The 23,995-nt window shown below is 67.6% G+C and carries 25 protein-coding genes and 3 pseudogenes; 13 read left to right on the top strand and 15 right to left on the bottom strand.

The annotated features are described in order from the left end of the window. Position 1: 1 nt before the first annotated feature. From STROP_RS00475 to STROP_RS00465, 3 genes are read right to left on the bottom strand one after another with little or no spacing between them, the layout of a single operon-like run. Positions 2 to 283, bottom strand: a complete 282-nt coding sequence (locus STROP_RS00475) for a hypothetical protein (protein WP_011904017.1) — start codon at positions 281 to 283, stop codon at positions 2 to 4. Further along, complete coding sequence (locus tag STROP_RS00470) at positions 280 to 756, bottom strand: DUF2269 family protein (RefSeq protein WP_011904016.1); 477 nt, start codon at positions 754 to 756, stop codon at positions 280 to 282. The genes STROP_RS00475 and STROP_RS00470 overlap by 4 nt, the downstream gene beginning before the upstream one ends. After that, the gene (locus STROP_RS00465; RefSeq protein ID WP_187151562.1) at positions 753 to 1,445 is read right to left on the bottom strand and encodes a DJ-1/PfpI family protein; all 693 of its coding nucleotides are present in this window, start codon (positions 1,443 to 1,445) and stop codon (positions 753 to 755) included. The genes STROP_RS00470 and STROP_RS00465 overlap by 4 nt, the downstream gene beginning before the upstream one ends. Positions 1,446 to 1,566: 121 nt before the next feature. On the opposite strand from STROP_RS00465, the gene STROP_RS00460 reads away from it, so the two are divergent. Both STROP_RS00460 and STROP_RS00455 read left to right on the top strand, forming a co-directional pair. Then, the gene (locus STROP_RS00460; protein ID WP_011904014.1) at positions 1,567 to 2,505 is read left to right on the top strand and encodes a GlxA family transcriptional regulator; all 939 of its coding nucleotides are present in this window, start codon (positions 1,567 to 1,569) and stop codon (positions 2,503 to 2,505) included. Between the two features lie 117 nt (positions 2,506 to 2,622). After that, positions 2,623 to 3,159: a SixA phosphatase family protein gene (locus tag STROP_RS00455; RefSeq protein ID WP_011904013.1), complete on the top strand. Its 537-nt coding sequence runs from the start codon at positions 2,623 to 2,625 to the stop codon at positions 3,157 to 3,159. A 34-nt stretch (positions 3,160 to 3,193) separates the two neighbouring features. Here the strand turns inward: STROP_RS00455 and STROP_RS00450 are convergent, their stop codons facing one another. The 4 genes from STROP_RS00450 to STROP_RS00435 form a co-directional block, all read right to left on the bottom strand. Continuing rightward, complete coding sequence (locus tag STROP_RS00450) at positions 3,194 to 3,463, bottom strand: DUF6458 family protein (RefSeq protein ID WP_011904012.1); 270 nt, start codon at positions 3,461 to 3,463, stop codon at positions 3,194 to 3,196. Positions 3,464 to 3,687: 224 nt separating this feature from the next. Further along, positions 3,688 to 5,541 carry an acyl-CoA dehydrogenase gene (locus STROP_RS00445; RefSeq protein WP_011904011.1) on the bottom strand — a complete coding sequence of 618 codons (1,854 nt, stop codon included), beginning with the start codon at positions 5,539 to 5,541 and terminating at the stop codon, positions 3,688 to 3,690. Positions 5,542 to 5,623: 82 nt separating this feature from the next. Continuing rightward, a complete protein-coding gene (locus tag STROP_RS00440) occupies positions 5,624 to 6,751 on the bottom strand; it encodes a PP2C family protein-serine/threonine phosphatase (RefSeq protein WP_011904010.1) in 1,128 nt (375 codons plus the stop codon). A 98-nt stretch (positions 6,752 to 6,849) separates the two neighbouring features. Continuing rightward, positions 6,850 to 7,497 carry a septal ring lytic transglycosylase RlpA family protein gene (locus tag STROP_RS00435; protein ID WP_026274696.1) on the bottom strand — a complete coding sequence of 216 codons (648 nt, stop codon included), beginning with the start codon at positions 7,495 to 7,497 and terminating at the stop codon, positions 6,850 to 6,852. A gap of 174 nt (positions 7,498 to 7,671) precedes the next feature. Between STROP_RS00435 and STROP_RS00430 the strand changes: the two genes are divergently transcribed. Next, positions 7,672 to 8,232, top strand: a complete 561-nt coding sequence (locus STROP_RS00430; protein ID WP_011904008.1) for a phosphoribosyltransferase family protein — start codon at positions 7,672 to 7,674, stop codon at positions 8,230 to 8,232. Between the two features lie 91 nt (positions 8,233 to 8,323). On the opposite strand, the gene STROP_RS00425 is transcribed toward STROP_RS00430, so the two are convergent. The 3 genes from STROP_RS00425 to STROP_RS24960 form a co-directional block, all read right to left on the bottom strand. After that, positions 8,324 to 9,214 (bottom strand): LLM class flavin-dependent oxidoreductase, encoded by an 891-nt coding sequence (locus STROP_RS00425; RefSeq protein ID WP_011904007.1) that lies wholly within the window; start codon positions 9,212 to 9,214, stop codon positions 8,324 to 8,326. A gap of 68 nt (positions 9,215 to 9,282) precedes the next feature. Beyond that, complete coding sequence (locus tag STROP_RS00420) at positions 9,283 to 9,762, bottom strand: GNAT family N-acetyltransferase (RefSeq protein WP_011904006.1); 480 nt, start codon at positions 9,760 to 9,762, stop codon at positions 9,283 to 9,285. Between the two features lie 74 nt (positions 9,763 to 9,836). After that, positions 9,837 to 10,094 (bottom strand): VOC family protein, encoded by a 258-nt coding sequence (locus STROP_RS24960; RefSeq protein WP_274378092.1) that lies wholly within the window; start codon positions 10,092 to 10,094, stop codon positions 9,837 to 9,839. 331 nt (positions 10,095 to 10,425) lie between these two features. Here STROP_RS24960 and STROP_RS00415 point away from each other — a divergent pair, with 331 nt between their 5' ends. Then, positions 10,426 to 11,295 carry an alpha/beta fold hydrolase gene (locus STROP_RS00415; RefSeq protein WP_011904005.1) on the top strand — a complete coding sequence of 290 codons (870 nt, stop codon included), beginning with the start codon at positions 10,426 to 10,428 and terminating at the stop codon, positions 11,293 to 11,295. A 5-nt stretch (positions 11,296 to 11,300) separates the two neighbouring features. Here STROP_RS00415 and STROP_RS24470 read toward each other — a convergent pair. Continuing rightward, positions 11,301 to 11,485, bottom strand: a pseudogene (locus STROP_RS24470) (LLM class flavin-dependent oxidoreductase); the annotation flags it as partial. Positions 11,486 to 11,708: 223 nt separating this feature from the next. Between STROP_RS24470 and STROP_RS00410 the strand changes: the two are divergent. After that, positions 11,709 to 12,287: a GNAT family N-acetyltransferase gene (locus STROP_RS00410; RefSeq protein ID WP_011904004.1), complete on the top strand. Its 579-nt coding sequence runs from the start codon at positions 11,709 to 11,711 to the stop codon at positions 12,285 to 12,287. 497 nt (positions 12,288 to 12,784) lie between these two features. On the opposite strand, the gene guaD is transcribed toward STROP_RS00410, so the two are convergent. Further along, a complete protein-coding gene (gene guaD, locus STROP_RS00405; RefSeq protein WP_238380257.1) occupies positions 12,785 to 14,179 on the bottom strand; it encodes a guanine deaminase in 1,395 nt (464 codons plus the stop codon). 554 nt (positions 14,180 to 14,733) lie between these two features. Next, positions 14,734 to 14,863, bottom strand: a pseudogene (locus STROP_RS26260) (transposase); the annotation flags it as partial. Between the two features lie 83 nt (positions 14,864 to 14,946). Here STROP_RS26260 and STROP_RS00400 point away from each other — a divergent pair. The 5 genes and pseudogenes from STROP_RS00400 to STROP_RS00380 all read left to right on the top strand — a co-directional run. Then, the gene (locus STROP_RS00400) at positions 14,947 to 15,480 is read left to right on the top strand and encodes a hypothetical protein (RefSeq protein ID WP_011904001.1); all 534 of its coding nucleotides are present in this window, start codon (positions 14,947 to 14,949) and stop codon (positions 15,478 to 15,480) included. Between the two features lie 162 nt (positions 15,481 to 15,642). After that, positions 15,643 to 17,067 carry an aldehyde dehydrogenase family protein gene (locus STROP_RS00395; RefSeq protein WP_011904000.1) on the top strand — a complete coding sequence of 475 codons (1,425 nt, stop codon included), beginning with the start codon at positions 15,643 to 15,645 and terminating at the stop codon, positions 17,065 to 17,067. A gap of 360 nt (positions 17,068 to 17,427) precedes the next feature. Then, positions 17,428 to 17,925, top strand: a complete 498-nt coding sequence (locus STROP_RS00390) for a SigE family RNA polymerase sigma factor (RefSeq protein ID WP_011903999.1) — start codon at positions 17,428 to 17,430, stop codon at positions 17,923 to 17,925. Further along, positions 17,925 to 18,971: a hypothetical protein gene (locus STROP_RS00385; RefSeq protein ID WP_011903998.1), complete on the top strand. Its 1,047-nt coding sequence runs from the start codon at positions 17,925 to 17,927 to the stop codon at positions 18,969 to 18,971. Before STROP_RS00390 ends, STROP_RS00385 begins: the two co-directional genes overlap by 1 nt. A 616-nt stretch (positions 18,972 to 19,587) precedes the next feature. Then, a pseudogene (locus tag STROP_RS00380) lies at positions 19,588 to 19,980 on the top strand (tyrosine-type recombinase/integrase); the annotation flags it as partial. A gap of 651 nt (positions 19,981 to 20,631) precedes the next feature. On the opposite strand, the gene STROP_RS00375 reads toward STROP_RS00380, so the two are convergent. Next, complete coding sequence (locus tag STROP_RS00375; protein WP_011903995.1) at positions 20,632 to 21,336, bottom strand: HAD family hydrolase; 705 nt, start codon at positions 21,334 to 21,336, stop codon at positions 20,632 to 20,634. Then, positions 21,333 to 22,199, bottom strand: a complete 867-nt coding sequence (locus STROP_RS00370) for a GntR family transcriptional regulator (protein WP_011903994.1) — start codon at positions 22,197 to 22,199, stop codon at positions 21,333 to 21,335. The genes STROP_RS00375 and STROP_RS00370 overlap by 4 nt, the downstream gene beginning before the upstream one ends. A 429-nt stretch (positions 22,200 to 22,628) precedes the next feature. Here STROP_RS00370 and STROP_RS00365 point away from each other — a divergent pair, with 429 nt between their 5' ends. The 3 genes from STROP_RS00365 to STROP_RS00355 are packed head-to-tail and all read left to right on the top strand — an operon-like array spanning position 22,629 to position 23,916. Then, a complete protein-coding gene (locus STROP_RS00365; protein WP_011903993.1) occupies positions 22,629 to 22,880 on the top strand; it encodes a DUF6284 family protein in 252 nt (83 codons plus the stop codon). After that, positions 22,880 to 23,254: an RRQRL motif-containing zinc-binding protein gene (locus tag STROP_RS00360; protein WP_043535059.1), complete on the top strand. Its 375-nt coding sequence runs from the start codon at positions 22,880 to 22,882 to the stop codon at positions 23,252 to 23,254. Before STROP_RS00365 ends, STROP_RS00360 begins: the two co-directional genes overlap by 1 nt. Beyond that, complete coding sequence (locus STROP_RS00355) at positions 23,251 to 23,916, top strand: NUDIX domain-containing protein (RefSeq protein ID WP_011903991.1); 666 nt, start codon at positions 23,251 to 23,253, stop codon at positions 23,914 to 23,916. Before STROP_RS00360 ends, STROP_RS00355 begins: the two co-directional genes overlap by 4 nt. Positions 23,917 to 23,995: the final 79 nt, after the last annotated feature.

The raw sequence follows: 23,995 nt of genomic DNA, 5'->3' as shown, positions 1-23,995 counted from the left end.
GCTACAGGTCGACGTCTGACACGGTTGCGAACGGTTCTGGTGCCGCGACACGAGCCGCCAGCAGCCCACCGACACCGGGCACGAGAGCGATCAGCCAGACTCGGTGGCGTCGCCGCATGACCAGGGCCGCGGCGAGGACTGTGAGGGCGTAGGCCAGTCCGTGTACCGGTCCGAGGATGCGGGAGACGGCAGGCGTGTGCACGGTGACGATGTTCAGGAGCATCAGCGCGAGGGTGGCCAGTTCGACTGAGCCGGTGACCCGCAGCAGGTGACGGGGACTCACAGTCCAACCCCCGTCGTCGATCCCGGCCGATAGATCATCAGAACCACCACGATCGCCCAGAGCAGGTTGAAGAATCCGGCGTGCATGCCCAAGCGAGGGGCGACCCGGGCAAGGTCCTCGGGTTCCGCACCCACGTCAAGGCAGCGCAGGGTGCGACGCTGGCCGGGCAGGACGACGGCGATGAGCATCGCGCCGGCACCGGCGGTGAGAACAATGGACACGATCAGCCACGCGTCACCGAGGACACCGATACTGGCGCCGGTAGCGAGCCCGAACACCGGAACGAGTGCGCCGATCACGGCGTAGTTACGGGTGATCCGGTGCAGGACGCGTACGACGGCGCCCCGGCGGGGGTCCGTTGGCTTGTCCAGCGCGAGTCGGGCGAAGCGAGGAAACATGCTTGCGGTGACAGCGACTGGCCCGATGGTGAGGATCGCGGCCAGGACGTGAACCGACAGCAGGAAGGCGCTCATGCCTGCACTCGCTGCCCGACGACAGGTGCGCGGGGCAGGCTTCCGGCAGGCGCTTTCCAGGTGGTGCCGCGACGCTCGAACTCGAAGAGGTCCTCGACGGCGCGGGCAGCGGCGCAGCCGAAGTCACGTTCGAGCAGGTAGAGGGCTACGTCGACGCCGGACAGGACACCGCCGCCAGTGACGAGATCACCGTCGTCGACGACCCGCGCCCGGACCGCGTTCACGCCGATGGACTCCAGGCTATCGATGCCGAGGTGATGGGTGGTGGCCGTTCTCCCCTCCAGCAGGCCCGCCATGGCGAGCGCGAGCCCGCCACCGCAGACGGCGACGACGGTGACCTGCGGCGCGGCGAGAGCCCGGGCGACGAGTGCCATCGTCGGACTTCCGGCGAACCGCCCGAGCAACGCGGGAACGGTCAACTCGCCTGCGTCCGGGTCGCCGTCGACGGGCCCGGAGGCACCCGGAACGATGACGTAGCCGGGTGCCTCCGGCTCCAGCGCGGCGCTGGCGGGGAGGGAGAGGCCTGCGGCTCCCGACGGGATGCTGTCCCGTCCCGACTCGCTCACCAGCACACATTCGAGTACGCCACCGAGGGCGGCGCTGCCTGCGGAAAGCACCTCGAGTGGGGCGATGACATCGAGCAGATCAAAGCCGTCGAAGAGCACAAACTGGGCGCGAAGCGTGGGCATCGGTAGTCCCTTCACGTGTAGGTGCATTCCATGGTCGGGCAGCCGCGCGTCTCTCGATAGTGGCTACCAAGCCATGCATCGCCTGAATCTCGCCAGGGTCGGGAAGGCCTACTATGCAGGGATGTATACGGTCGTCGTGCTCGCTTTGCCGGATGTGATTGCCTTTGATCTGGCCACCCCGATCGAGACGTTCGGACGTGTCCGCCTGCCGGACGGCCGACCGGGGTACCGGGTCCTCGTCGCAGGGCCCGACGATGTCGTCGACGCCGGGCCGGTGCGGCTGGCAGTCAGCGAGCAGCTGGATGCGCTCGATCGCGCCGACCTGGTCGTGGTGCCCGGCCGCAACGACCCCTTGCGACCCTCCCCGCCCTCGGTGCTCACAGCCCTGCGTGCGGCCGCGACCAACGGCACTCGCGTCGCCTCCATCTGCGTCGGAGCATTCACGCTGGCAGAGGCAGGACTACTCGACAACATGCGGGCCACGACCCACTGGCTCGCCGCAGAACACCTTGCACGCAAACACCCGTCGATTCAGGTGGACCCCGACGTGCTCTACATCGACAACGGCAGCATTCTCACCTCTGCCGGTGCCGCGTCCGGGCTGGACCTGTGCCTGCACGTGATTCATACCGACTACGGTGCGGCGGTGGCCGCAGATGCCGCACGCCTCGCCGTGGCCCCACTGCACCGAAGCGGCGGACAGGCGCAGTACATTCTGCGGAACCGGCCGCCCCTGCGAACCTCAACCCTCGAACCCGTCCTCGCCTGGATCGAGGCCAACGCGCATCGGGCCCTCACGCTCGCCGACCTCGCCGCCGCCGCGAGCATGAGCGCACGCACCCTGACCAGGCGATTCGCCGTCGAGACCAGACAGAGCCCGATGCAATGGGTCGCCGGTGTCCGGATTCGTCACGCCCAGGAGCTTCTGGAAACCACCGACTACACAATCGACCGCGTCGCAAACCACACCGGATTCACCACCACGAGCAACTTTCGTGCGCAGTTCCAGGAGGTCGTCGGCACCACACCAGGGGCCTATCGCAGAACCTTCCGGCTGTGAGGCGAGCAGCGTCCGGCCGAGGCACGTCAAGGAGTTCGTCGCATTCACCAGCAGAACACCGCCGATAGCATCGACGTACCCGGGCGGTCGGATCGCCGATCAGGCAAGCTGGGGGGCATGACGGACGCGTACGCCCAGAACCGCACGCTGGTGTTGCTTCGGCACGCGAAGGCGGAACCCAACGGCGACCAGCCGGACGTGGACCGGCCGCTGACGGCGCGGGGGCGAGCGGACGCGGCGGCGGCCGGCGCGTGGCTGGCCCACCACAGGTTCCTCCCGGACGTGGTGATCTGCTCCTCAGCCCGTCGCACCCGGGAAACCTGGCACGGCGTGACGATGGGCATGACCGGGGCGCCACCGGAGGGCGGTTCCGCGGGCCCCGCGCCCGACGTGCACTACACCGACGATGCGTACGAGGCGCATCCAGCGGATCTGCTGACCCTGGTGCGGCGGGTCAACCCGGCCGTCCGGACGGTGTTACTGATCGCCCACAATCCCGGCGTAACGCAGCTGTCGGCGCTCCTCGACTCCGAGCAGACGGACCGGGACCCGCAACGGACCAGCGAGGCCGTGGTGCACCGCACGACAGCGGAATGGGCCGGTCTCGGCCGCAGGGACACCGTCATCGCCGCCGAGCACACCGCCCGCGGGTAAGCCGCCGCACGGTCTCGGCGGCTCACCCCGTGGCTCAGGACGGTGGCGCTGTGGGCGGCGGCGGATCGGGCGGCGGCGGCATCATCGCGGTCGGATGCGACAGCCGGTTCTCCTCCACGATCAGGGTCCGTGCCCGCTTGCGCCGGTCCTGCCAGAACCACACCGTGGTGAGGAGGACGGCCAACCCGGCCAGGATGAAGACCCAGCCGACCGCACGCAGGTCAACCCACCAGACGTTGGCCCGGATCGCGAAGGTGAGGATCGCCCCGAGGGCGATCAGGAAAATACCGCTACCAATGCCCATGTGCGCTGCACTCCCCCGTGCGATGGCTCTGGGCGTTCTCTGCCTGACCTGATGCCGGTTACCCGCCGCCGCCGGGTGCTACCCCCGTCCGAGCCGGCAACCCCGGCCCGGCGGGGTTGCGATGCGGCGCGAGCGCCGGAGCCAACGCGGCGGCCGGCGGATCATCCCGCCGGCCGTCGCTTCTGCCGGGTCTGCCCCGGATCAATCCTGACCTTCGAAACAGGTCAGAACGCCTCCTCCGGGAGGTCCATGACGCTCAGGTCGACGTTCTCGATAATGCGCCGATCGGCACCGATGCGCGGTAGCACCTCACGGGCGAAGAACCGGGCGGCAGCCACCTTGCCGGTGTAGAAGTCCCGGTCGGTGGAGGCGTCCCCGGCGAGCGCCGTCAGCGCCACGTCGGCCTGCCGCTGCAGCAGCCAGCCCACCACCAGGTCACCGATGGCGAGCAGGAATCGGCGGCTGCTCAGGCCGACCTTGTACAGCGCCCGGGTCTCGCCGCCCTGCGCCTCACCCAGCCAGCCAGTCAGCACGCCGAGGATGCTCTGAATCTCGCCCAGGGCGCGGCCGAGCGCCTGCCGCTCGTCCTTGAGCTGACCGTTGCCGCCCTCGGCGGAGATGAACTCCTGGATCTCACCGGCGACCGCCATCAGGGCCTTGCCGTTGTCCCGGACGACCTTCCGGAAGATCAGGTCGAGGCTCTGGATCGCCGTGGTGCCCTCGTACAGGGTGTCGATCTTGGCATCCCGGACGTACTGCTCCAGCGGGTAGTCCTGGAGGAAACCGGAGCCACCGAAGGTCTGTAGTGACTCGTGGCCGAGCAGCTCGTACGCCCGCTCCGAGCCGACCCCCTTGACCAGCGGCAGCAGCAGGTCGTTGACCCGCTTGGCCAGTTCGACGGCCTTCTCGTCGCCGGCCGCCTCGGCGATGGCGACCTTGTCCTGCCAACCTGCGGTGTAGCAGACCAGGGCCCGCAGCCCCTCGGCGTACGACTTCTGTAGCAGCAGCGAACGGCGTACGTCCGGGTGGTGGGTGATCGTGACCCGGGGAGCGCTCTTGTCGGTCATCTGGGTCAGGTCGGCGCCCTGCACCCGGCTCTTGGCGTACTCGAGCGCGTTCAGGTAACCGGTGGAGAGGGTGGCGATCGCCTTCGTACCGACCATCATCCGGGCGTACTCGATGATCATGAACATCTGCCGGATGCCGTCGTGCTTCTCGCCCAACAGCCAACCCTGGGCCGGCACGCCGTGCTCGCCGAAGGTCAGCTCGCAGGTGTTCGAGACCTTCAGGCCCATCTTGTGCTCGACGTTGGTGGCGAAGACACCGTTGCGCTCGCCCAGTTCGCCGGTCTCCTCGTTGAAGTGGTACTTCGGCACGACGAAGAGGGAGAGGCCCTTGGTGCCCGGGCCACCCACGCCCTCGACACCGACCGGCCGGGCCAGCACATAGTGGACGATGTTGTCGCTGAGGTCATGCTCGCCGGAGGTGATGAAACGCTTGACGCCCTCGATGTGCCACGAGCCGTCCGGCTGCGGAATGGCGCGGGCCCGGCCGGCGCCGACGTCCGAGCCGGCATCCGCCTCGGTCAGCACCATCGTGGAGCCCCAGCCCTGGTCGATGAAGAGCTTGGCCCACTTCCGCTGCCGCTCGGTGCCCTCAACGTGCAGGACGTGCGCGAACGACGGGCCGGAGGCGTACATCCAGACCGGGGCGTTGGAACCCAGCACCAGCTCGGCCAACGACCACCAGAGGGCGCGGGGTGCGTTGCTGCCGCCGAGCGCCTCGGGCAGGTCCAGCCGCCAGAACTCGGCGTCCATGAACCGGCGGTACGACTTCTTGAACGACTCCGGCAGCGGCGCGGTGTGCGTCGCCGGGTCGAAGACCGGCGGGTTACGGTCGCTGTCCGTGTAGCTGGCTGCCAGGTCTTCCCGGGTCAGGCGGTCGACCTCGGCGAGGAAGCTACGGGCGGTGTCGACGTCCAACTCCGTGTAGGGAGCCTGGCTGAACGCCCGGTCCGCCCCGAACACCTCGAACAGGTTGAACTCGAGGTCCCGAAGGTTGCTCTTGTAGTGGGTCATGGTCGCTGGCCCCGCTTCCGGACGCGTGTTACCGATCAGTAACCCTGACTGTATTACTCACGGGTAGGAAACGACAAGCCCTTCATCCCTCCGCCGTGCCGACCTCCCAACTCGGCACGGCGACCGAACCCCCGGACCGGGTACCGGTGTACTCCATCAGGACCAGCGCGATGTCATCGTCGAGCCGGTCATACACCCACTCGACCAGCGCCGCCTCCAGGGACGCCAGCCCGTCGGCGACGGTGCCATGCCCGAGTAACCGCCAGGCTCGGCCGGTGGTCGGGAAGAACTCGCCGTCCCGCCGGGCCTCGCCGAGCCCGTCGGTAAACAACAACAGCCGGTCGCCCGGTTCCAACCGCTCCACCCGGGCCCGGACCGCCGGCATGAACCCCAACGGCGGAGCCGGCGCCGGCGGCTCCAACGCGACGACCGCCCCCCGGCGCAACAACAGCGGCGCCGGATGCCCACAGTTGACGATGGTCAGGGTGCCACCCCGCTCCTCGACCAGAGCCGCGGTCACGAAGTCCTCATCGCCCACGCTACGAGCCACCGCCCGGTCCAGGTCCGCGACGACCGCTCGCAGGTCGGCCCGCTCGTACGCCACATGCCGGTAGGACCCCAGTACGATGCTGGCCAACCGGACCGCCTCCAGGCCCTTACCTCGGACATCACCAATGATCATGCGTACGCCGTATGGCGTGTCCAAGGCCTCGTACAGGTCACCGCCGATCTCCGCGGTGGCCGTGGAGGAGATGTATCGAGCGGCGACGGCCAAGGAGCCGACCTGTGGACCGAGCGGACGGAGTACCGCCTGCTGAGCAACCGTGGCGAGCCTCGACAACTCCGCGATCCGCTCGGTCTGCCGCTGCCGTATCGACGCCGTGGTGGCCGCCAACGCGGCACCCAGGGCGATGCCAGCGACCGCGACCGCGGACGGCAGTGAGCCAACCCCATCTGCCAGCGCAAAGCCGACACCGAGCACGACGGCGGTGACCCCCACTCCCAGCACCACCCGCCAGGAGGCCAGGGCAGCGGCCACGAACGGGGCAGCGACCAGCAGTGCGATGTAGTTGGCCGCACGGCCGTCGGCGTACTCCAGCGCCGAGACGAATGCGAGCAGGGCAAAGGCCGCGCCGAGACCGGCGCGGGATCCGGGGCTCAGCGGGCCGCGGCCCAGCTGGGAAAGCTGCGTACGTACGAGGGACAGCATGCCTGATGGACGGAGGTCGGTGAATGAACATGACCTGACATCCGAGGTGGTTCTGGCTGGGCGGGTCACGCCGGAAAGCCGTTCGCGGCTGACGGGGCTCAGCCCAACACCTCGTACCGAACCTCGACGTGCCCCGCGCTCAGGGGGGCGATCACCGCGAAGGCCGCCTGGGACAGGTCGATGCAGCGCCCGGTGATGAACGGGCCCCGGTCATTGATCCGCACCGTCACCGACGTACTGGTAACCGGGTTGGTGACCCGCACCATCGTGTCAAACGGCAGGGTCTTGTGGGCGGCGGTCATCGCCGACGGGTCGAAGGATTCCCCGCTCGCCGTCAGCTGCCCCTCGGAGTAGTAGGAGGCGCCGCAGGACCCGGTCTCCATCACCGTCGGAGCGGGGCTGGTCGACTTCGTCGCGGTCGGCTGCGGCGTCGTGGATCTCGGCTTACTCCGGGATGGCACCTGGGTGTTCCGGGCCGGCGTGGGGCTCGCGGCCGGAGCCGACCGGGCGCTGGAACTCGGTGAGACGCTGGGCGACGCGGAGGGTGTGGCGGGTGCGGTGGTGGGTGCGGTGGCCGGAGAGTCAACCGTGGTCGGCGCGACCGTGACAGACCGGTCGGACTCGTTACCGGAGGTAAGCCGGACGGTGCCCACGGTCCCACCGATCGCGAGCACGACACCGATCGCCGCGGTTGCCGCGACGCCGGTCGGGGAGACCCTTCGGGTACGCGCGTGTCTGCCGGCCACCGGCCCGGTCCTTTCGTCCACTGAACAAACCGGGTCGGACCGTAGCGAGCGAAGCACATCCGAAGTCAATGTGATCATGGTGGTATTGCCCTATTTATAGGGAAACGAATAGCCGATCATCTGACCTGTGATGGTCCGGTCGGCTGACCAGTCGGCCTGGACCAGAATGGCGGTATGCCCCCCGAGTTACGTGGACGTCTCGCCGAGCTGATCCGTTGGATCGACCCGGGACCAGGCGCCACCCACCTGGTCAGCGACATCTCCGGCTGGTGGCGGGACCCGGCGGTGCTGGCCAGCCTCGGCCCGGCCCTGGTCACACCCTTCCAGCAGTCCCGGCCGACGGTGGTGATCTCCCCGGCAGTCACCGGCTACCTACTCGGACCGCTCGCCGCGACCGCGCTCGGCATCGGCTTCGTCGCGGCCCACAAGCCCGGCGACGGCCGCCTCCCCCCGGGCACGCTCACCTGGGCACAGGGCCCACCGGACTATCGCGGGCGTCAGCTCGACCTCGCCGTACGAGACCGGAACCTCGAAGCCGGGGACCGGGTGCTGGTGGTGGACGACTGGGTCTCCACCGGGGCCCAGGTGCGCGCCCTCTACGAGATCTGCGCGGCCCGGCACGCCACTCCGGTCGGTACCGCCACGGTCGTTGCCGACTGCCCCCCGGAAGTCGCTGCCGAACTCCGGATCCAGAGCCTCCTCACCGGAGCCGACCTCACCCCACTCACCCCCTGAACGACCACCGGGGCAGCTCGGTCGCCCGAGGTCAGTCGGTCAGCCTGTGCGGTCGGTCAGTCGGTCAGCCGGGTAGGTCGGCCAACCGGGGTCAGTCGGTCAGCCGGCGCAGCTCCGGCAGCCGGGAGGCGACATCCACCAGGACCGCCTCCTCCCCCGCGTACCAGCTACTGGCTCGGGGCCAGTGGGTGATCACGTCGGTGAAACCGAGTGCCGCGGCCCGCCCCACCTGCTCGGCGAAGAAGTCCGCGCTACGGAGCGAGAAGACGGGCGCGGAGTCCAACAACAGGTGCCGGTCGAGGGAACCCGGCTCACGCCCGACCGATGCCAGCGACTTGTCCAGCCGGGCAGTCAGGTCCGCCACGCCCTCCCACCACACCTCCAAGTCGTCGGTGGTGGGGCCGGTGGTGACCCAGCCCTGGCCGTACCGGATCGCGAGCCGCATCGAACGAGGCCCGTTCGCGGCGACGACGAACGGCACCCGCGGCGTCTGGACGCAGCCCGGGTTGTTCCGAGCGTCAACCGCGGTGAACCAGTCACCCCGCCACGTCGTTCCGTCCTCCCGCAACACCAGGTCGAGCAGCTCGACGAATTCGGTGAACCGGTCCACCCGCTGCCGCGGCGGAAGGGTCTCGCCGCCGAGCACCGCGGCGTCGAAGCCGATGCCGCCCGCACCCAGACCGAGCAGGGCCCGACCGCCGGACACGTCATCGAGGGCGGTGACCTGGCGGGCAAAAGCAGCCGGGTGCCGGAAGTTCGGCGACGCGACCAGGGTGCCGAGCCGAATCCGGCGGGTCGTGGCCGCGGCGGCGGTCAGGGTGGTCATCGAGTCGAACCACGGCCCGTCCACCAGGTCCCGCCAGCCCAGGTGGTCATAGGTCCAGGCGTGGTCGAAGCCCCACTCGTCCACCTGCCGCCAACGCCGCTCCGACTCCGCCCAGCGCTGGTCCGGAAGGATCACAATGCCGATCCGCATGATCACCAGCCTATCCCCTTCCTCGCGCGGCAGCGGGAGACCGGTGGGAGAGGGCGGCGGTACGCCGCCGCCCGTCAGCGCAGGGGCTTCGCCATCTGCTGAGTGGTCATCTCGTACCCACTGCGTTCGTACAGCGCGATCGCCGGTGCGTTGTGGCCGAAGACGTTGAGCCCCAGGCGCAGCGCCCCCGCCTCCCGGGCCAGCTCCTCGACCGCCGACAGAATGGCAGCGCCGTAGCCCAACCGTCGGTGGGCGGGATCAACTCTGATGTCGAAGATCCAGGCCATCTCGGCCGACTTGCTGCGTGGATCGTCCAAGCCGAGCCAGACGGCTCCGACGACCTCACCGCCGCTGTTCTCCGCCACCAACAAACGGTGGCGCTCGGTGGCCAGCCCGTGGGGCAGGAACTGCTCCCGGTCCCGGAGCGCCTTCCTCCGGGCTGCTTCGGTCGAGACCAATCCGGTCTGTGCCTCCACATACTCGCGGAGCTGCTGATCCGAGTAGACGTCGTACTCGTCCTGACGCATGTCCCGCAGTTTCACGACCTGGCCCATGGCCGAAGGCTACTCGGGGCACAGCCCGGGCAGACCGCGGCGGTCCGCCCGGGGGCACGCGGTCGGTCAGCCGCTCAGTAGAGGCAGAGAGGAGCCCGGCGCGATCGACCAGCACGCGTCCGCTGCTGTGGTCGGTAGCCGGCGACCGTCGCACCCAACCCCACCGCGTGGGCCGCCGCCGCATCCGGATCAGACACCTCGAAATCCGGGTGCAGCATCATCGTCCACGTCCCGTGCACGCGCCCGAGGCGGATCCGACAAACATCCGAGCCCCGCATCAATAGTCCCGCGGTCCACCAGCTAGCGGGGTGACCGTGGTCAACGCCCCTCAATGCCGCGCGCGGCGATTCGGGCAGCTACTCAGTGACGTAGGTCCGGTCTTCGTTGTTCCGGTCTTCGTTGTTCCGACACATCTCGCGGCCCGGATGGTGGCCGTCCACTACCGGCCCCGTAGGCGAACATCGATCGAAGAAGATTACTTGAACCGTAGCCGCCCAGCGCTACCGTCGCCCTGGTGCAGGTAGTCGCCCAGCTTCTTGCAGTAAGTGCCCGCCGGGCTGACAAACAACGTGAGAGCACCGGTGGCAGCGGCTCAGGGATCACATGCGGGGTGGGACACGGGCCGTCGGAAGGAAGGCCGATCCCCCTTGATTTAATTACTTCATGTACGTCACGGCTCCTGACCGCACCGGTGAAGTCCAGTTGTCTGACGGGCGGTTGCTGGGTTGGGCAGAATGGGGACCGCCGGAGGGGACACCCGTACTGTTCTCCCCTGGTGCCGCCACCAGCCGCTGGCTCGGGTTCGGCGCCGACGTTATCGACCGCCTCGGCGTGCGCCTCGTTTCTGTGGAACGTCCGGGGCTCGGCGCATCGACGCCGCTGCCCGGTCGAACGTTCGCCGACTTCGTCGCCGACATCCGGCAGTTCACCACGATACGCGGATTGGGTCGGCCCGCGATGGTCGGAAACTCGCAGGGCGCACCGTTCGCGCTGGCCTGCGCGGAGGAAGATGTCACCGCTGCCCTCGCCATCGTTTCCGGGGCAGACGAGGTGGCCGCGCCGGAGTTCGCCTCCGTACTGCCAGCCGAGCTACGCAAGCTCGTCGACTGGACGGTACGTGACGCGGCAGAGGCAGAGCGCTTCTTCGCCGGATACAGCGCCGACTCACTGCTCGACTTCGTACTGGGCGGCAGCCCAGAGTGCGACCTCGAGGTATACCGCGAGCCCGGGTTCGCGGACGCCTATCGTCGTGCCCTGAACGAGGCGTTCGCGCAGGGGGCAGCTGGGTACGCGCGGGACACGGTGCTGGCAATGAGCCCCTGGTCCATCGACCTCAATAAGATCTTCGTGCCAGTCGACGTCTGGTACGGCGAATTGGACCAGAGCCATTCGCCAGACAACGGATCGCTGCTCGCCACCCGGATACCCGGCGCACAGCATCACCTCGTACCCGCGATCGGCGGAGCGGTGCTGTGGACACATGCCGAGCCGATCCTCAGCACCCTCTTGACCAGGGCGAACATCCAGTCGTAGCCGACCCGCAACACCAGGTCGAGCAGCTCGACAAATCCGGTGAACCGGTCCACCCCGACCTGGCGGGCAACAGCAGCCGGGTGCCGGAAGTTCGGCGACGCGACCAGGGTGCCGAGCCGAATCCGGCGAGTCGTGGCCGCGGCGGCGGTCAGGGGTGGTCATCGAGTCGACACGGCCCGTCCACCAGATCATCTGCTGTGGTGGGAGCAGTCACGTGGGCCGCTGGTAACCGGCAGCCGTCGTTACTGCTTTCGTCCACGCATTGGTCTATGCTGTCCGGCCCGTCCGAAGAACCGGAGCTGGCGTCCCGACCCTAGTACCGTGCCGGTGTCGGGTGCTGGCTCGCTGCCCGACTGCCGCCTTCCACACCGAGGAGATCGAGCGGCTGTCGGCGAGCCGACAAAGGAGCAACAGTGAGTGCACCCGTGACGGTCCGCGAGGCCACCGCCGCCGACTGGCCTGCCGTGACCGACATCGTGAACCACTACATCGCCACCACGACGTTGAACCTCCACACGGAGGCGCGAACCCTGCAAGACTGGACCGCCGACTGGACCCGGTACCGCGAGCGCTACCCATGGCTGGTCGCCACGGATGACGACCGGGTCGTCGGGGTGGCATACGCCGGACCGTGGAAGGCGCGTAACGCGTACGACTGGTGCGCTGAGGTCACCGGGTACGTCTCCACGGACATGCGGGGCCGCCGGGTTGGTCACGCGCTGTACCGCAGTCTGCTCGCGGTGCTGGACGCACAGGGGTTCCGTAGCCAGATCGCGGTGATCGGGTTGCCCAACGACCCCAGCGCGGGCTTCCACGAGTCATTCGGGTTCCGCCACGTCGGCACACTCGCGGGCGTCGGCTTCAAGAACGGCACCTGGCTCGACGTCGGCTTCTGGCAGCGGTCGGCCGGGGACACCAGCCAGGCGCCGGATCCGCTACTGCCGTGCGCCGACGTGCTGAAGGAGGTGCTGGATGCCGTCGGCCGAGAATGAGCCCCGGTCCAGCGCCGCTGACCCATACAGCATTGCCGCCGCATCACCACGCGTCCCACGAAAGGGTGGCCGGCCCAGACGGTTCCCACCAAATCCCGACACGGGCACACCCTGATCGCTCGCGCCTCGGCTGGGTGTGAGCTTCGGGTCTGATCGGGTGGTCATGGTCCGGCCGTCGATGACGTCGAGCAGCTGCTCCGGACTTCGTGCACGGTTGTCGGGAGGGGCCATCACCTCATCGGCGTTGAGGTGCGGCTGTACGCATTCCACCCACCTGGCCGTGGGCCGAAAGGATCACCATCGCGATCTACCGGATCACGGACACGCCCGCCCCGGCTGACCACCACAGCCGCCGCCACAACAACCCACTGGACCCAGGAGGCCACCCCGTCGCCACGACAAACGGCCCGCCACCGTGCCCGGAACTACGCTGCATCGGTCAACCGCGATCTGTTCCACAGGGCCAAAGGCCAGTGTTAGGCGCGAACCATCGAGGCTCAGGTGTCCACGAGGCCTTCGGGCAACACCCCACTCGCCCTGCTCGGAGGCAGGACGTGACTCCCTCGGTGGAGCCTCGAGGCGTACACGGGACGACCCATGACATAGGTTGCAGCGACGTTCCGGTCATCGCCGGTTATCTCCAGGCCGAACAGCATCGACTCGGTGGTCCAGCCGCCGGTACTGCGCAGATACTCCATTCGGGTGCGCTGAATACCCTGCGCCAGATAGTCGATCACAACGAAGTCCGCTTCGTGCCCTATATCCAAGCTGCCGACCTTTCCCGCCAGGTGTAGGTGCCGGGCTGCCCCGAGAGTGCACAGGTAGAGCATTTCGAAGGCATTCACGGGATACCCTTGCAAATGCTGCGACTTGTACGTCTCATCGAGCGTCCGTAGCAAGGAGAATGACGTTCCCCCGCCGACGTCGGTGCCTATAGACGTCTGCACACCGCGGCGGTTCGCCCGCTGCAGGTCGTACAGACCACTGGCCAGGAACAGGTTCGAGGTCGGACAGTGCGCGATGGTCGAACGGGCGGCGCTGACGCGAGACAGTTCGGAGCCGGACAGGTAGACACCGTGCGCAAGCACGGATCGCTCGGTCACCAGGCCGGCCGCCTCATACACGGCGAGGTAGTCCCGGAACCCGGGGAACAGCTCACGGACCAGGGCCAGCTCGGCTCTCGTCTCCGACAAATGGGTGTGGATGTAGGTACTGGGATACTCAGCGTGAAGGATGCCGGCCAGACGGAGTTGCTCGAAGGTGCTGGTAATGGCGAAGCGTGGGGTGATGGCATAAAGGTTACGTCCCTTGCCGTGCCATCTTCTGATCAGTTCTCGGCTGTCGCGGTAGGCCGACTCCGGCGTGTCCAGCAGCTGTGGCGGAGCGTTGCGGTCCATCCACGTCTTGCCGGTGATAATGCGCATGTCGTATGCGGACGCCGCCTCAAATAAAGCGCTTGCCGATACCGGGTAGGTTGCGGCGAAGGTGACCGACGTGGTGGTGCCGTTCTGAAAGAGGTATCTCAGGAAGATGTCGGCTACTGCCGCGGCGGCCTGCGGAGCGGAGAACTGCTCCTCGACCGGAAAGGCGAATTCGTTCAGCCACTCGAGCAGCGTCCGGCCATACGACGCGATGATCTGGGTCTGTACGTAGTGCACGTGAGAATCAATGAAGCCTGGCATGATCAGCATGCCTCGATAGTCTCGGCAGGGTATGTCCGGGTAACGAGGAGCCACCTCATGGTAGTTGCCGACATCGGCTATGTGCCCGTCGGTCGACACGACAAGAACCCCGTCGCGGTATTGGCGCAGCCACCGTTGTTGGTCGGCCTCGGTATCATCAGCTCCCGAGGGTGGTGTGTCGACCACATACAGAATCCAGCCGCGGTACATCCGAGGTCCCCGGAACCCGGCTCCGTTGCGGTCCGGGTGACGGTCACCGAGGTCGTGGCCGGCTCGGACTCCTGGTCCAGCGGTGAGCAATCCACCCCCGATCCCGGCAGCCATGAACTGGGTGAGGCTCCGTCGCGTCAGTGGCATCGCCTAGCACCCTCCTGCAAAGCTGGGACCTCCGCTCACCGTATGGACGCCCCAACGGGTAAGTGCTGCGATCGGAACCGATTCGCCCCACCGTGCTACCACAATCTGCACGGAATGTCGCATTAACGACCTCCTGCACGATTGGCGGGAGGTCCAGTCACCTCATCGGCGGTGAGGCGCGGTTGGTAGCACCTTACGTCGAACTCAGTCGATAGAAAGTCACACACCCCGAGGGAGGTAGCAGTTGTGGATCCTCACCATGTGAGCAAGGCGTGGCGGGCACTCGGGCGGATGCACCCAGACCGCGCCTTATGGGAACGCTGCGATGCACTCCTGAACACCGGCGGAGTCCTCACGGCGGATACGACCGGGTCCTCGTCCTCCCACAGCGGTATCGACACCCACGAGAACCCTGTGTCGTCCACCACACACCTACGGTGCCACCACGTCGACCGCTGTTGTGGCCAGTCACTGCCGCACACCGGCGATGTCCCAGGTCGACGAGGTCAGGAACTGCTGCAACTGCTGGTGATCCACGACGTGCTACATAAGGCTCAAGCGAATCACGACGAGACACGTTGGACGGTCGTGTGTTGACCGCGATGGTTAAGGTGCGACTCATGATCAAACCGTCAACCTCGCCGGGTCCGCGACCAGCGGCGCCCCCGCTCGATCGGCCTATCACATCAGAAACGAAGCGCCCGCTGCCATCCATCCTCGGTGGCGTTGCTCTTGTGGCCATGCTCGCCCTCGGCGGTTGCGCCGCGACCAACGCCAGCAACGAAAGCGAGGCGACGCCGTCCACGGCGTCGCCTCCCGCCGCACCGGCGACGACTGCGGCTTCTGCTCCCAGCGTCGATACGCCGAAGCCAGCCGACTTCGAGCTGACAGTGAAACTGTTGGACAAGCAGTGCTTCGGAGCGACCGGCTGCAACGTCGAATTCCGGATCTCGCACGTGTCCTACACAGGGCCGAGTCTGGATCCTTCGGCCACATACGAGGTCAGCTACGAGTTCAAGGGGCTAGCCGACACGCAGCTCGGCACGTTCGAGTTGTCAGGTGACGGCACATACTCGATCGAAAAGTTTCAGTTCGGCGAAACGAAGGAGTCGGCGGAAGTGACGGCGGTAGTGACAGCTGTGGACAAGATCTAGACCGAACGCCAAAAGCACCCCCTCACTCGGTCCGCTGTCGCACTGAGGATCGTCGCCACACCCCTACCTAATTGCGACGGTACCTGCGCTTCTACCCCCTCCAGCGACGGTCTAACTTCCATTCGTAACCTGAGAGTGCCTTCAGTTTCCTAGGCTGTGGGCATGACTCTCACCCAGAGTAGTGGGATTCCCGATGCCGTGGCCGCTGCCCGGGGCAGCTTCGAGCGCGGCCTCACCCGCTCGTTGTCCGCCCGCCGTCGTCAGCTGCGGGCGCTGGGCGCCATGCTCACCGAGAACGAGTCCGCCTTCGAGGCCGCGCTCTGGAAAGACCTGCGCAAAAACCGGGCGGAGGCGCAGTTGACCGAGATCAGCATCGTCCTCGCCGAGATCAACCATGCGTTACGACACCTGCGGCAGTGGGCACGACCAACCCGGGTACCGGTCCCGCTGGTGCTGATGCCCGCACGGGCGCGGCTGGTGCCCGAGCCGCTCGGCGTCGTGCTGGTCATCGCCCCCTGGAACTACCCGGTGCTGCTACTGCTCAGCCCGCTGGTCGGGGCCCTGGCCGCTGGCAACACGGCTGTAGTCAAACCGAGTGAACTCGCCCCCGCCACCTCGTCACTGATCGCTCGGCTGGTGCCGAGCTACTTTCCCGACGGTGCCGTCCAGACGGTTGAGGGTGGCGTGCCCGAGACCACCGAACTACTGGCCCAGCGGTTCGACCACATCGTCTTCACTGGCAGCGGAACGGTCGGCCGGATCGTGATGCGCGCCGCCGCCGAGCAGCTCACCCCGGTCACGTTGGAACTGGGTGGCAAGTCGCCCGCCTGGTTCGACGACAGCGCCGACATCGCAGTGGCCGCCCGACGGTTGGCCTGGGCGAAATTCACCAACGCCGGGCAGACCTGCATCGCTCCGGACTACATAATGACCACCCCGGATCAGGTACCGGCCCTCGTGGACGCGCTCGGCACGGCGATTGCGGACATGTGGGGGCGCGATCCTCGCGCGAGCTGCACGTACGGCCGCATCGTGAACGACCGCCAGTTCGACCGCCTCGTCGGCTACCTGACCGGCGTCGACCCGGCTGTCGGCGGGACATACGACCGCACTGAGCGCTACTTCTCGCCCACGGTGGTGACCCTCCCGGCCACCGACCGTCCCGCAGTCGGCCCGGACGCCGCGCACCCCGTCCTACAGGAGGAGATCTTCGGCCCGATCCTGCCAATCCTTCCCGTGGCCAGCGCCGAGCAGGCCGTCCAGGTCATCAATGGCTGGGACAAGCCGCTCGCCCTGTACGTGTTCTCGTCCGCCCCTGGCATCCGACGGCTGTTCGAGGAGGAAACCTCCTCTGGTGCCGTGGTCTACAACGCCGCGCTCATCCACGCCGCCGCGACCGGGCTGCCCTTCGGGGGAGTAGGGGCGAGCGGCATGGGCGCCTACCACGGCAGCTACTCCTGGCGAACGTTCAGCCATCTCAAACCGGTCCTCGAGAAGCCACTCAAGCCGGATAGCCTACGCCTGATACAGCCGCCGTTCGGCAAACTGGGGACGGCCCTCGCCCAGCACCTCATGCGTCGGGCCTGACACTGAACCGGCGGCATCTGACATCGCTTCTGACCGAGGATCCGTCGCTGTCTAGCCGAGCGTCGTTGGGCTGACCGGCTCGCCCCTCGACCCGCAACCGGCCTACATCACCCAGCAAGAACAGCCCTGTCGTCGAAAACTGTCGATGACAGGGTCGCGACCCGGCCTCCCCTCCGCCACCTGCCGCTCGGGCAGATTTACGCGTTGTCCCTCGGGGTCTCGTGAACGGGGACGGGGCTGGCGGTACACCTGCGGTGATGATCGGCCGGGTCGACGCCAGCCATAGGCTGCGGCCGGAAAACTTTGGACCTATCTCGATTGGGTGTCTACGAACCAGCCGATCTTCAACGTTAATAGGACGTGACGTTCGAGGAGTACGCGTTCGCGCGCACCGCAGCGCTGGTGCGGCTCGCCCGGCTGCTGACAGGTGACGAGCATCGTGCCGAGGACCTGGTCCAGGACGTGCTGGCGAAGGCGTACGCACGCTGGGGACGCATCTCTCGGATCGATCAACCCGAGGCTTATGTCCGCCGGATGCTGGTCAACGCGAATCGCTCGTGGTGGCGCCGAGGCAGCCGGCGAGAGATCTGCACCCCTGCGGTGAGCGACCGCGTGGGCGGGGTGGACGAGGCGGCCGGGGTCGTCGAACGCGACACCTTGTGGCGACTCGTCCGTGCGCTGCCGACACGGCAGCGCACCGTGATCGTTCTGCGCTACTACGAAGATCTTGACGATACGGCGATCGCCGAGATCGTGGGTTGTTCGACCGGCACAGTTCGCACGCATGCGAGGCGCGCCCTGCAGGCGCTACGGAAACACCAGGAGGCACCTACGCCCGCACGGACGGGAGGGATTTGATGTCCGGCGATCTCGATCAGCGGCTTGCCACGATGCTTCAGCACCAAGCGGGCGGCGACGTCGACCCGACGCCGATCGTGAGACACGCCCGCCACCGCGGTCGCCGGCTACGACTACGCCGCCGGGGGCTGGTCGCCGCAGGAGCGGCAGCAGCGTGCGCCGCGCTCGCCGTCGTGGTCATGGTGGCCCCGCTCGGTAGGACGCCGGTTGCTGCGCCGGTGACTCCGATAGCTCTGGTCCTGCCGGACGCACCCGGTCAGCCCGGCGCTGTTGCGCGTCCCGACCTGGTCGGTACCGACCCCGGTGTGATGCATTTCGTGACCGACGCCCTGGTTCACGGCGCCGTGTCCGCCACGTGGACCGCGGGACGCGGCGTCGAGAGTGTCGAGCTGCGGGGCCCGAATGGTCAGGCCCGGCTCATGCTGGCCCGCAGCACCGAGATGCTGGACGAGCAGCAGCAAACGCTGGGGTCGGAGGGACGGCCGCGGCAACACAGTGACGTGCGCGTCGAAGGCCACCCCGGGGTCGCCTGGTTTGATGCGGCCGGTGACCGGCAGCTGTGGTTCGTTCGGTGGCAACCAGCTGACGGGCTCTGGGCCCAGCTCGACATCTATGCTGCCGGTCGTGACGAGGCGACAGCCGCGGCGGGTCGCGTCCGGTTCGACGGCGCTCAGCGCTGCGTCGTGCCGTTCCGCCTACAGACGCTGCCGTCCGGCGGACGGCTGCTCGCATGCTCGGTCACGCTCGGCCGGTCAGAGCATGGTGTCTTCACAAGCGGTTCACTCGTCGTAGGAGACGGATCCGGCCGCTGGCTGACCGTCCGAGCTCAGCTCGCGCCGGATTACGAGGCCAAAGCCGGCGACCTCGTCGCAGGGCCCTATCGAGCCCGTCGGCAGGGCGGCGACGTCTTGGAGATGGGAGTCGGGCCGTGCGTCGTCGAAGCATTCCTCGAGGGCTGGGGACGCGGCTACACCGAGTCGGATGGCTTGACGGTTCTCGGCGGGTACCAGCCAGCCCACGACCTCGGTCGTCCGGCCATGTGGTGACAGGTCAGGGTTGGAAAGGTGTACCGTGCCGAACTCTGCGCACGGCCGGTGAGCTGGCATTTTAAAGTCTTGTCAGGCTACCCGGTGGTACTCGTGGATCACGCCGCCGAGACGTTTCCGGCGTCGTACCGGGGCATCCATCATGATCACGACGGCCGGGGTCGTGGTTCCGCGGCCGCTGCTGCCGGTCTTGATCCAGGCGGTGGTCGTTGACGTGGTTCACGTACTCGCCGACCCTGGGGCACCAAGTCCCCGCAAAGGAGCTTGCCGATCTCAACGTCCAACTCGTCGGCGATCATCGAAGAAGCCGACTACCGCGGTCGCGTGAGCGATCAGGAGTCACCGACGCGGACGACGCTACCGCCATCGGTCTCCAACGTCTCGCAATGACGATCCGGAATGGAGAATCTCCGCCCTCCTTGCGTACTCTCATCGAGCGCACCTCCGGGCGCCAGCGGCGAGCCGACGTCACCCTCGATGACGATGACCTCGCGGCATGAGCGGATGCGCTGAAAGAAGTGGCACGGCTGCGGTGGTCGGAATATCGAGTGACCAGAGAGTCGTCCGTGAAGGCGAACAGCACGCCGTACCGGGGGTACCGGCCTGATTCTCGGCCCACCGAAGTGATCACGTTGGTGAGGCACCCGAGGCGTTCGTGTTCACTGGCGAGAGCGGCCGGAACCTCTGGCGCGGCAATTTCAACAAGCTGGTCAAGTGGCCCGAGGCGGTCGCTGCCGTGGGTGTTCCTGGACTGCACTTTCACGACCTGCGGCACACCGGCAACACCCTCGCGTCGCGGGCACCAGGCGCGAGCCTGCGCGACATCATGGCGCGGATGGGTCACGACAGCCCCCGCGCCGCGCTGATCTACCAGCACGCCAACAGGGAGGCCGACCAGGGCATCGCCGACGCGATCGACCAGGCCGTCAAGGCAGCCCAGCGCAAGCCGAGTAAACGCAAGCCGAAGCGGGCCGCCAAGGGCAACGGACCGGCCGCCGCCGCGAGCTAAGGGCCCACTAATGGCCCATCCTTGTTTCAGCATGGCCAAGAACGACGGAAGCCCTGGCGGGACATCTGTCCTGACCAGGGCTTCCGTGCATGGAGCGGGTGACGGGAATCGAACCCGCACTGTCAGCTTGGGAACCGTACAAGGAACCCTGATCACCGCTATCCGGCCGAGCTGAACTCTGCGGTGAGTGGCCTGGAGTGCCCCCAGACGGCCCGGCCTAATGGCACGCCAATGGCACGGCATGGAACCCACACAGTTCCGAGCTGCAACAGGGGGTGTGTCTTCGAGCCGTCCCGCTCGCATCGGTCGTGGGGGACACGGACACCTGTCACGGGTGCTGTCCCCCTTGTTTTCGCAGCTTAATCCCCCTCGGGGGACACCGGGGACAGGGGGGACACCGGGGACTCGGGTCCCGACCACCGGCGTGCTATCGACGCCGACTTTCAGAACCCTCTTCTACAAGCCTTCTAGCTGGAGGAACGTTGCTGCCCTTCATGCCGCTGAGTCAACGTCTGGCCTTCGCTGTCCCCCTTGTTGTCGCAGCTCAGCCCCCTTGGGGGACAGCGGGGACACGGGGGACACCGGAGACAGAGCGTCGGACCCTCAAGCGGTGCCAGCGAGTTGAAACCCATCCACGGACATCGAAGAGAGTCAACTCGCGCTGTTGCTCCCCCGGTCGATCAGCGCCGCGGCGATCTCGCCCATGCTGGTGACCACTGCGTCCGCCCTGGCGAGCCGGAAGTCGCCGACCTTCGTCGGCCGATTCGCGTAGCCGATCACCGCGACCCCAGCGGCCCGCGCTCCCTCGATGTCGGAGAGCGAGTCACCGATCAGCACGCATCGGGCCGCTAGCTCGCCGAGGGAGCGCACGGCTTGCAGGATCGGTTCCGGGTTGGGCTTCATGCGGCCCGGCTCGGCGTACGCCCGGCCGACCACCGGCGAGACGTGCTCGGCGAGCCGATGCGCCGTGAGGTAGGCCGTCACCGCGCCGGCCGAGTTGTTACTCACGGCCGCCACCGGCATCCCGGCCTGTCGAGCCGCCACGATGACCTCCCGGCCGTACGGCGTCGGCGCCGCAGTCTCGACGGCTCGGCGCTCGGCCTCGCAGAGCACGTCCTCTACCGTCCGCGTGACACCGTGGTCGCCGGCCGCGCCCGTGCGGCGTAGCACTTCGAGCGGGTCCGGCTCGCTGGCGAGATCCGGAGGCACATCAACCCCGCGCCGCCGCAGCACGTTGACCAACTCGGCTGCGACCTGCGGCGCGGGATATCCAGCGAAGATGCTGCACACCGGTCCGTCGAAGTCGAGTAGCACCGCGCCGACTTCGCCAAGCAGTCGACCGAGGTCGGCGCTCATGTGTCGTACCGGTAGGCGATGGTCGACCACACCGAGTCGAACCACTGGCGAGCGCCTTCCACGAACTGCGTGCCGTGAGACGTGTCGTCATCGGTCACCGCGTAGTGGAACAGCGGTACGTCCTTGCCCATAAGGTCGTAGATCGCCATGGGTTCACCCTTGATCGAGACGGTGCGCTCAACGACCGGGTAGAAGCCGTAGAAGACCTCTTCCCCGTTCAGGATGTAGAGCTTGAACAGGGGCGACGCTCGGTGCATCCGCACCTCTACCGTGGTTGACCGAATCAGACCTAGGTCGCCCAGCTCGGTTACCTGGTCGATGATCCCTTCAGCCGCCCGGCGCGTGATGCGCTCGGCTCGCTCTCGCACCACCGGATCGTCCGCCTGAGTTTCAGCCCGAGCGGGCAACGCCATGGGCACCGTCATGTCAGAGATCAGCACCCGCACCGCGATCGTCTCCGGCGCGAGCCTTCCAACCCGCACCTTGTCGAGCGCCTCGGCGAGCGCGTCCCGCAGCGTCTCGCCGGAGAACCCGGCAAAGTCGATGGTGACGTGCGGCCTCTCGAATGCGGCTTCGATGTGTGGCCGCAGCTCGACAGCCCGCTGTGTCTGCGCGCGAACAAACGCCCCGCTGCCCTGTCGAGACACGATCAGCCGCTCTGCCCGGAGCAGGTCCAAGGCTCGCTTGACCGTCTCCCGCGCCACGCCGTAGCGGGTGGCTAGATCGGGCTGCGAGGGCAGCTTGTCACCGGGTGCGAGTCGACGCGTGAGGATGGCCGCCCGCAGCTTGTTCGCGATCTGCTGCGAGGCCTGTTTGGGGTCGTCGGGGTCCAGCTCGCCGAGGAAGTCAAGGTTCTCGCTCACCCACCCACGGTAGCGCTGACTAGCCAAGTTGGGAAAGTTTGCCGCGCCCTCTTGACCTGACTAGCCAAGCCGGCTTACGTTCATCGCGTTGACCTGGCTAGCCAGGAACGACAAGCCGAGCGGAAGCCGGGGAAGGTAGCGCCTGCGCTGCGCGCCCACGGGCCGGTCGTGTGGTCGTTCATTGAAAACTTCACAGCAGAAGCGCCGCGTAGATCCGTCTGCGGCATCCGGTGGCATTCACTGGCCTTCGGAACCCCGCCTTGAGCCACACGGTGGCCGACCTCGGTAGATCCCGAGCGAGCGGGGCGAGCGGGCCGGATCCGGCGCGCGGCATGGACTTCTGCCTCTTTTTCTGTTCGTCCCGGGCGCGGCCGGTCTGGTCGCAACCCGGGCTTTCCCCCGACTTCATCGACTCCCCGGAGGTATCCCGTGAGGAAGCACCTTGTCCCCGTAGCCACCGAGCCGACTGCTGCCGACCTGGCGGCTATTGAACGTGAGTGGCCGTTGATCGCGGCCGAGCTGGACCTGCTGGACGCTGAGATCACGCTGCTCTACGCCGAGGATCGCGGCAGTCCGACCGAGTTCGATTGGCGCCGCTTGCGGCGGGCCGAGGCTCGGGTAACCCGCGCCGCTGCTGACCTACCGACGCGCGACACTGTCGTCCCTCGCCGGGCGGCGTGATGTCTCGCACCCGTGCCGCCTACTGGGACCCCGAAGGGACCCGGTACGGCATACCGACCTGGTGGTGGCGTGGTGCCCCGTCTGGCTACGCGACCCGTCGTCAACTTCGCGCCGCCGGCCTACGACCTGGTGGTCAACCGGTCGCGGCGCAGATCCTCTGGCGCGGGGTCGGCGGTACCCGCGTCGCCCACCTGTACCGGCTGGATCTGGCTCGGCCGAAGCGCACCGCTACCCCCGCCCAACGTGTCGCCATCGGCAAGGCGTTGACCGCCCGCCGCACCTGCCGCGTCTGCGGCCAGGTCCGGCCCTACTACATCCCGCTCTCGCTCGGCGAGTGCCTTGACTGCACGAACCCTATGGAGGCTGCTGCATGAACGCCCGTACCTACACCGACCCATCTGTTCTGGCCGGCATCGCTGCCGGAGCGTCGTGGGCCGACCCGGAGATGGACCCGACCCGCATCGACTGGACCGCCCGGCGGGCCGCCGCCGCGATTCCGTTCCCGCTGGTCAACGGGCGGCCGGTCAACCCGGCCGCGCCGACCGGAGTGAGGTTCGGCCGCAACGAACTCGGCCACTGGGGCGAGGCCCTGGCCGCCGACGCAATCGTTACCGCCTCGGACCCCGACGGGTGGCGGTGGCTGCTGCTGATCGAGCGCGGCGACGGACACGGGTGGGCGCTGCCCGGCGGGCACGTCGACCCCGGTGAGGACCCGACGCACGCGGCGTTCCGGGAGCTGGCCGAGGAAACAGGTCTGATCGCCGACCCCATCGACCCGTGGGTCAAGACGCTGCCGGCCCGCTACGTGCCCGACCCGCGCGCCTCGGATGAGGCGTGGATGGTTACGGTCCCGGTCCGCGTCGACCTCGGCCGCGGCTGGACCGTCCTGCCCGATGTGATCGGCCGCGACGACGCCCGCCGCGCCGAGTGGTTGCCCGCTGTCGACTTCGACTGCCTCTGCCGCCACCTGGGCTACCACGGCGAGCGGCTGTTCCCGGCTCACCGTGGCCTGCTGGCCGAACTGTTCGCCGGCTGAGTGGACTTAGTTTCCTGATGCCGGCAGACGACCCCTTTTCTGACCTGTTGGAGGTCTTGTGAGTGACCGTAAGAGTCGA

The sequence above is a fragment of the Salinispora tropica CNB-440 genome (assembly GCF_000016425.1).
GTDB classification, from domain to species: domain Bacteria; phylum Actinomycetota; class Actinomycetes; order Mycobacteriales; family Micromonosporaceae; genus Micromonospora; species Micromonospora tropica.
Note: the sequence above shows the minus strand (reverse complement) of the source record. Positions and strands in the feature narration are given on the sequence as shown.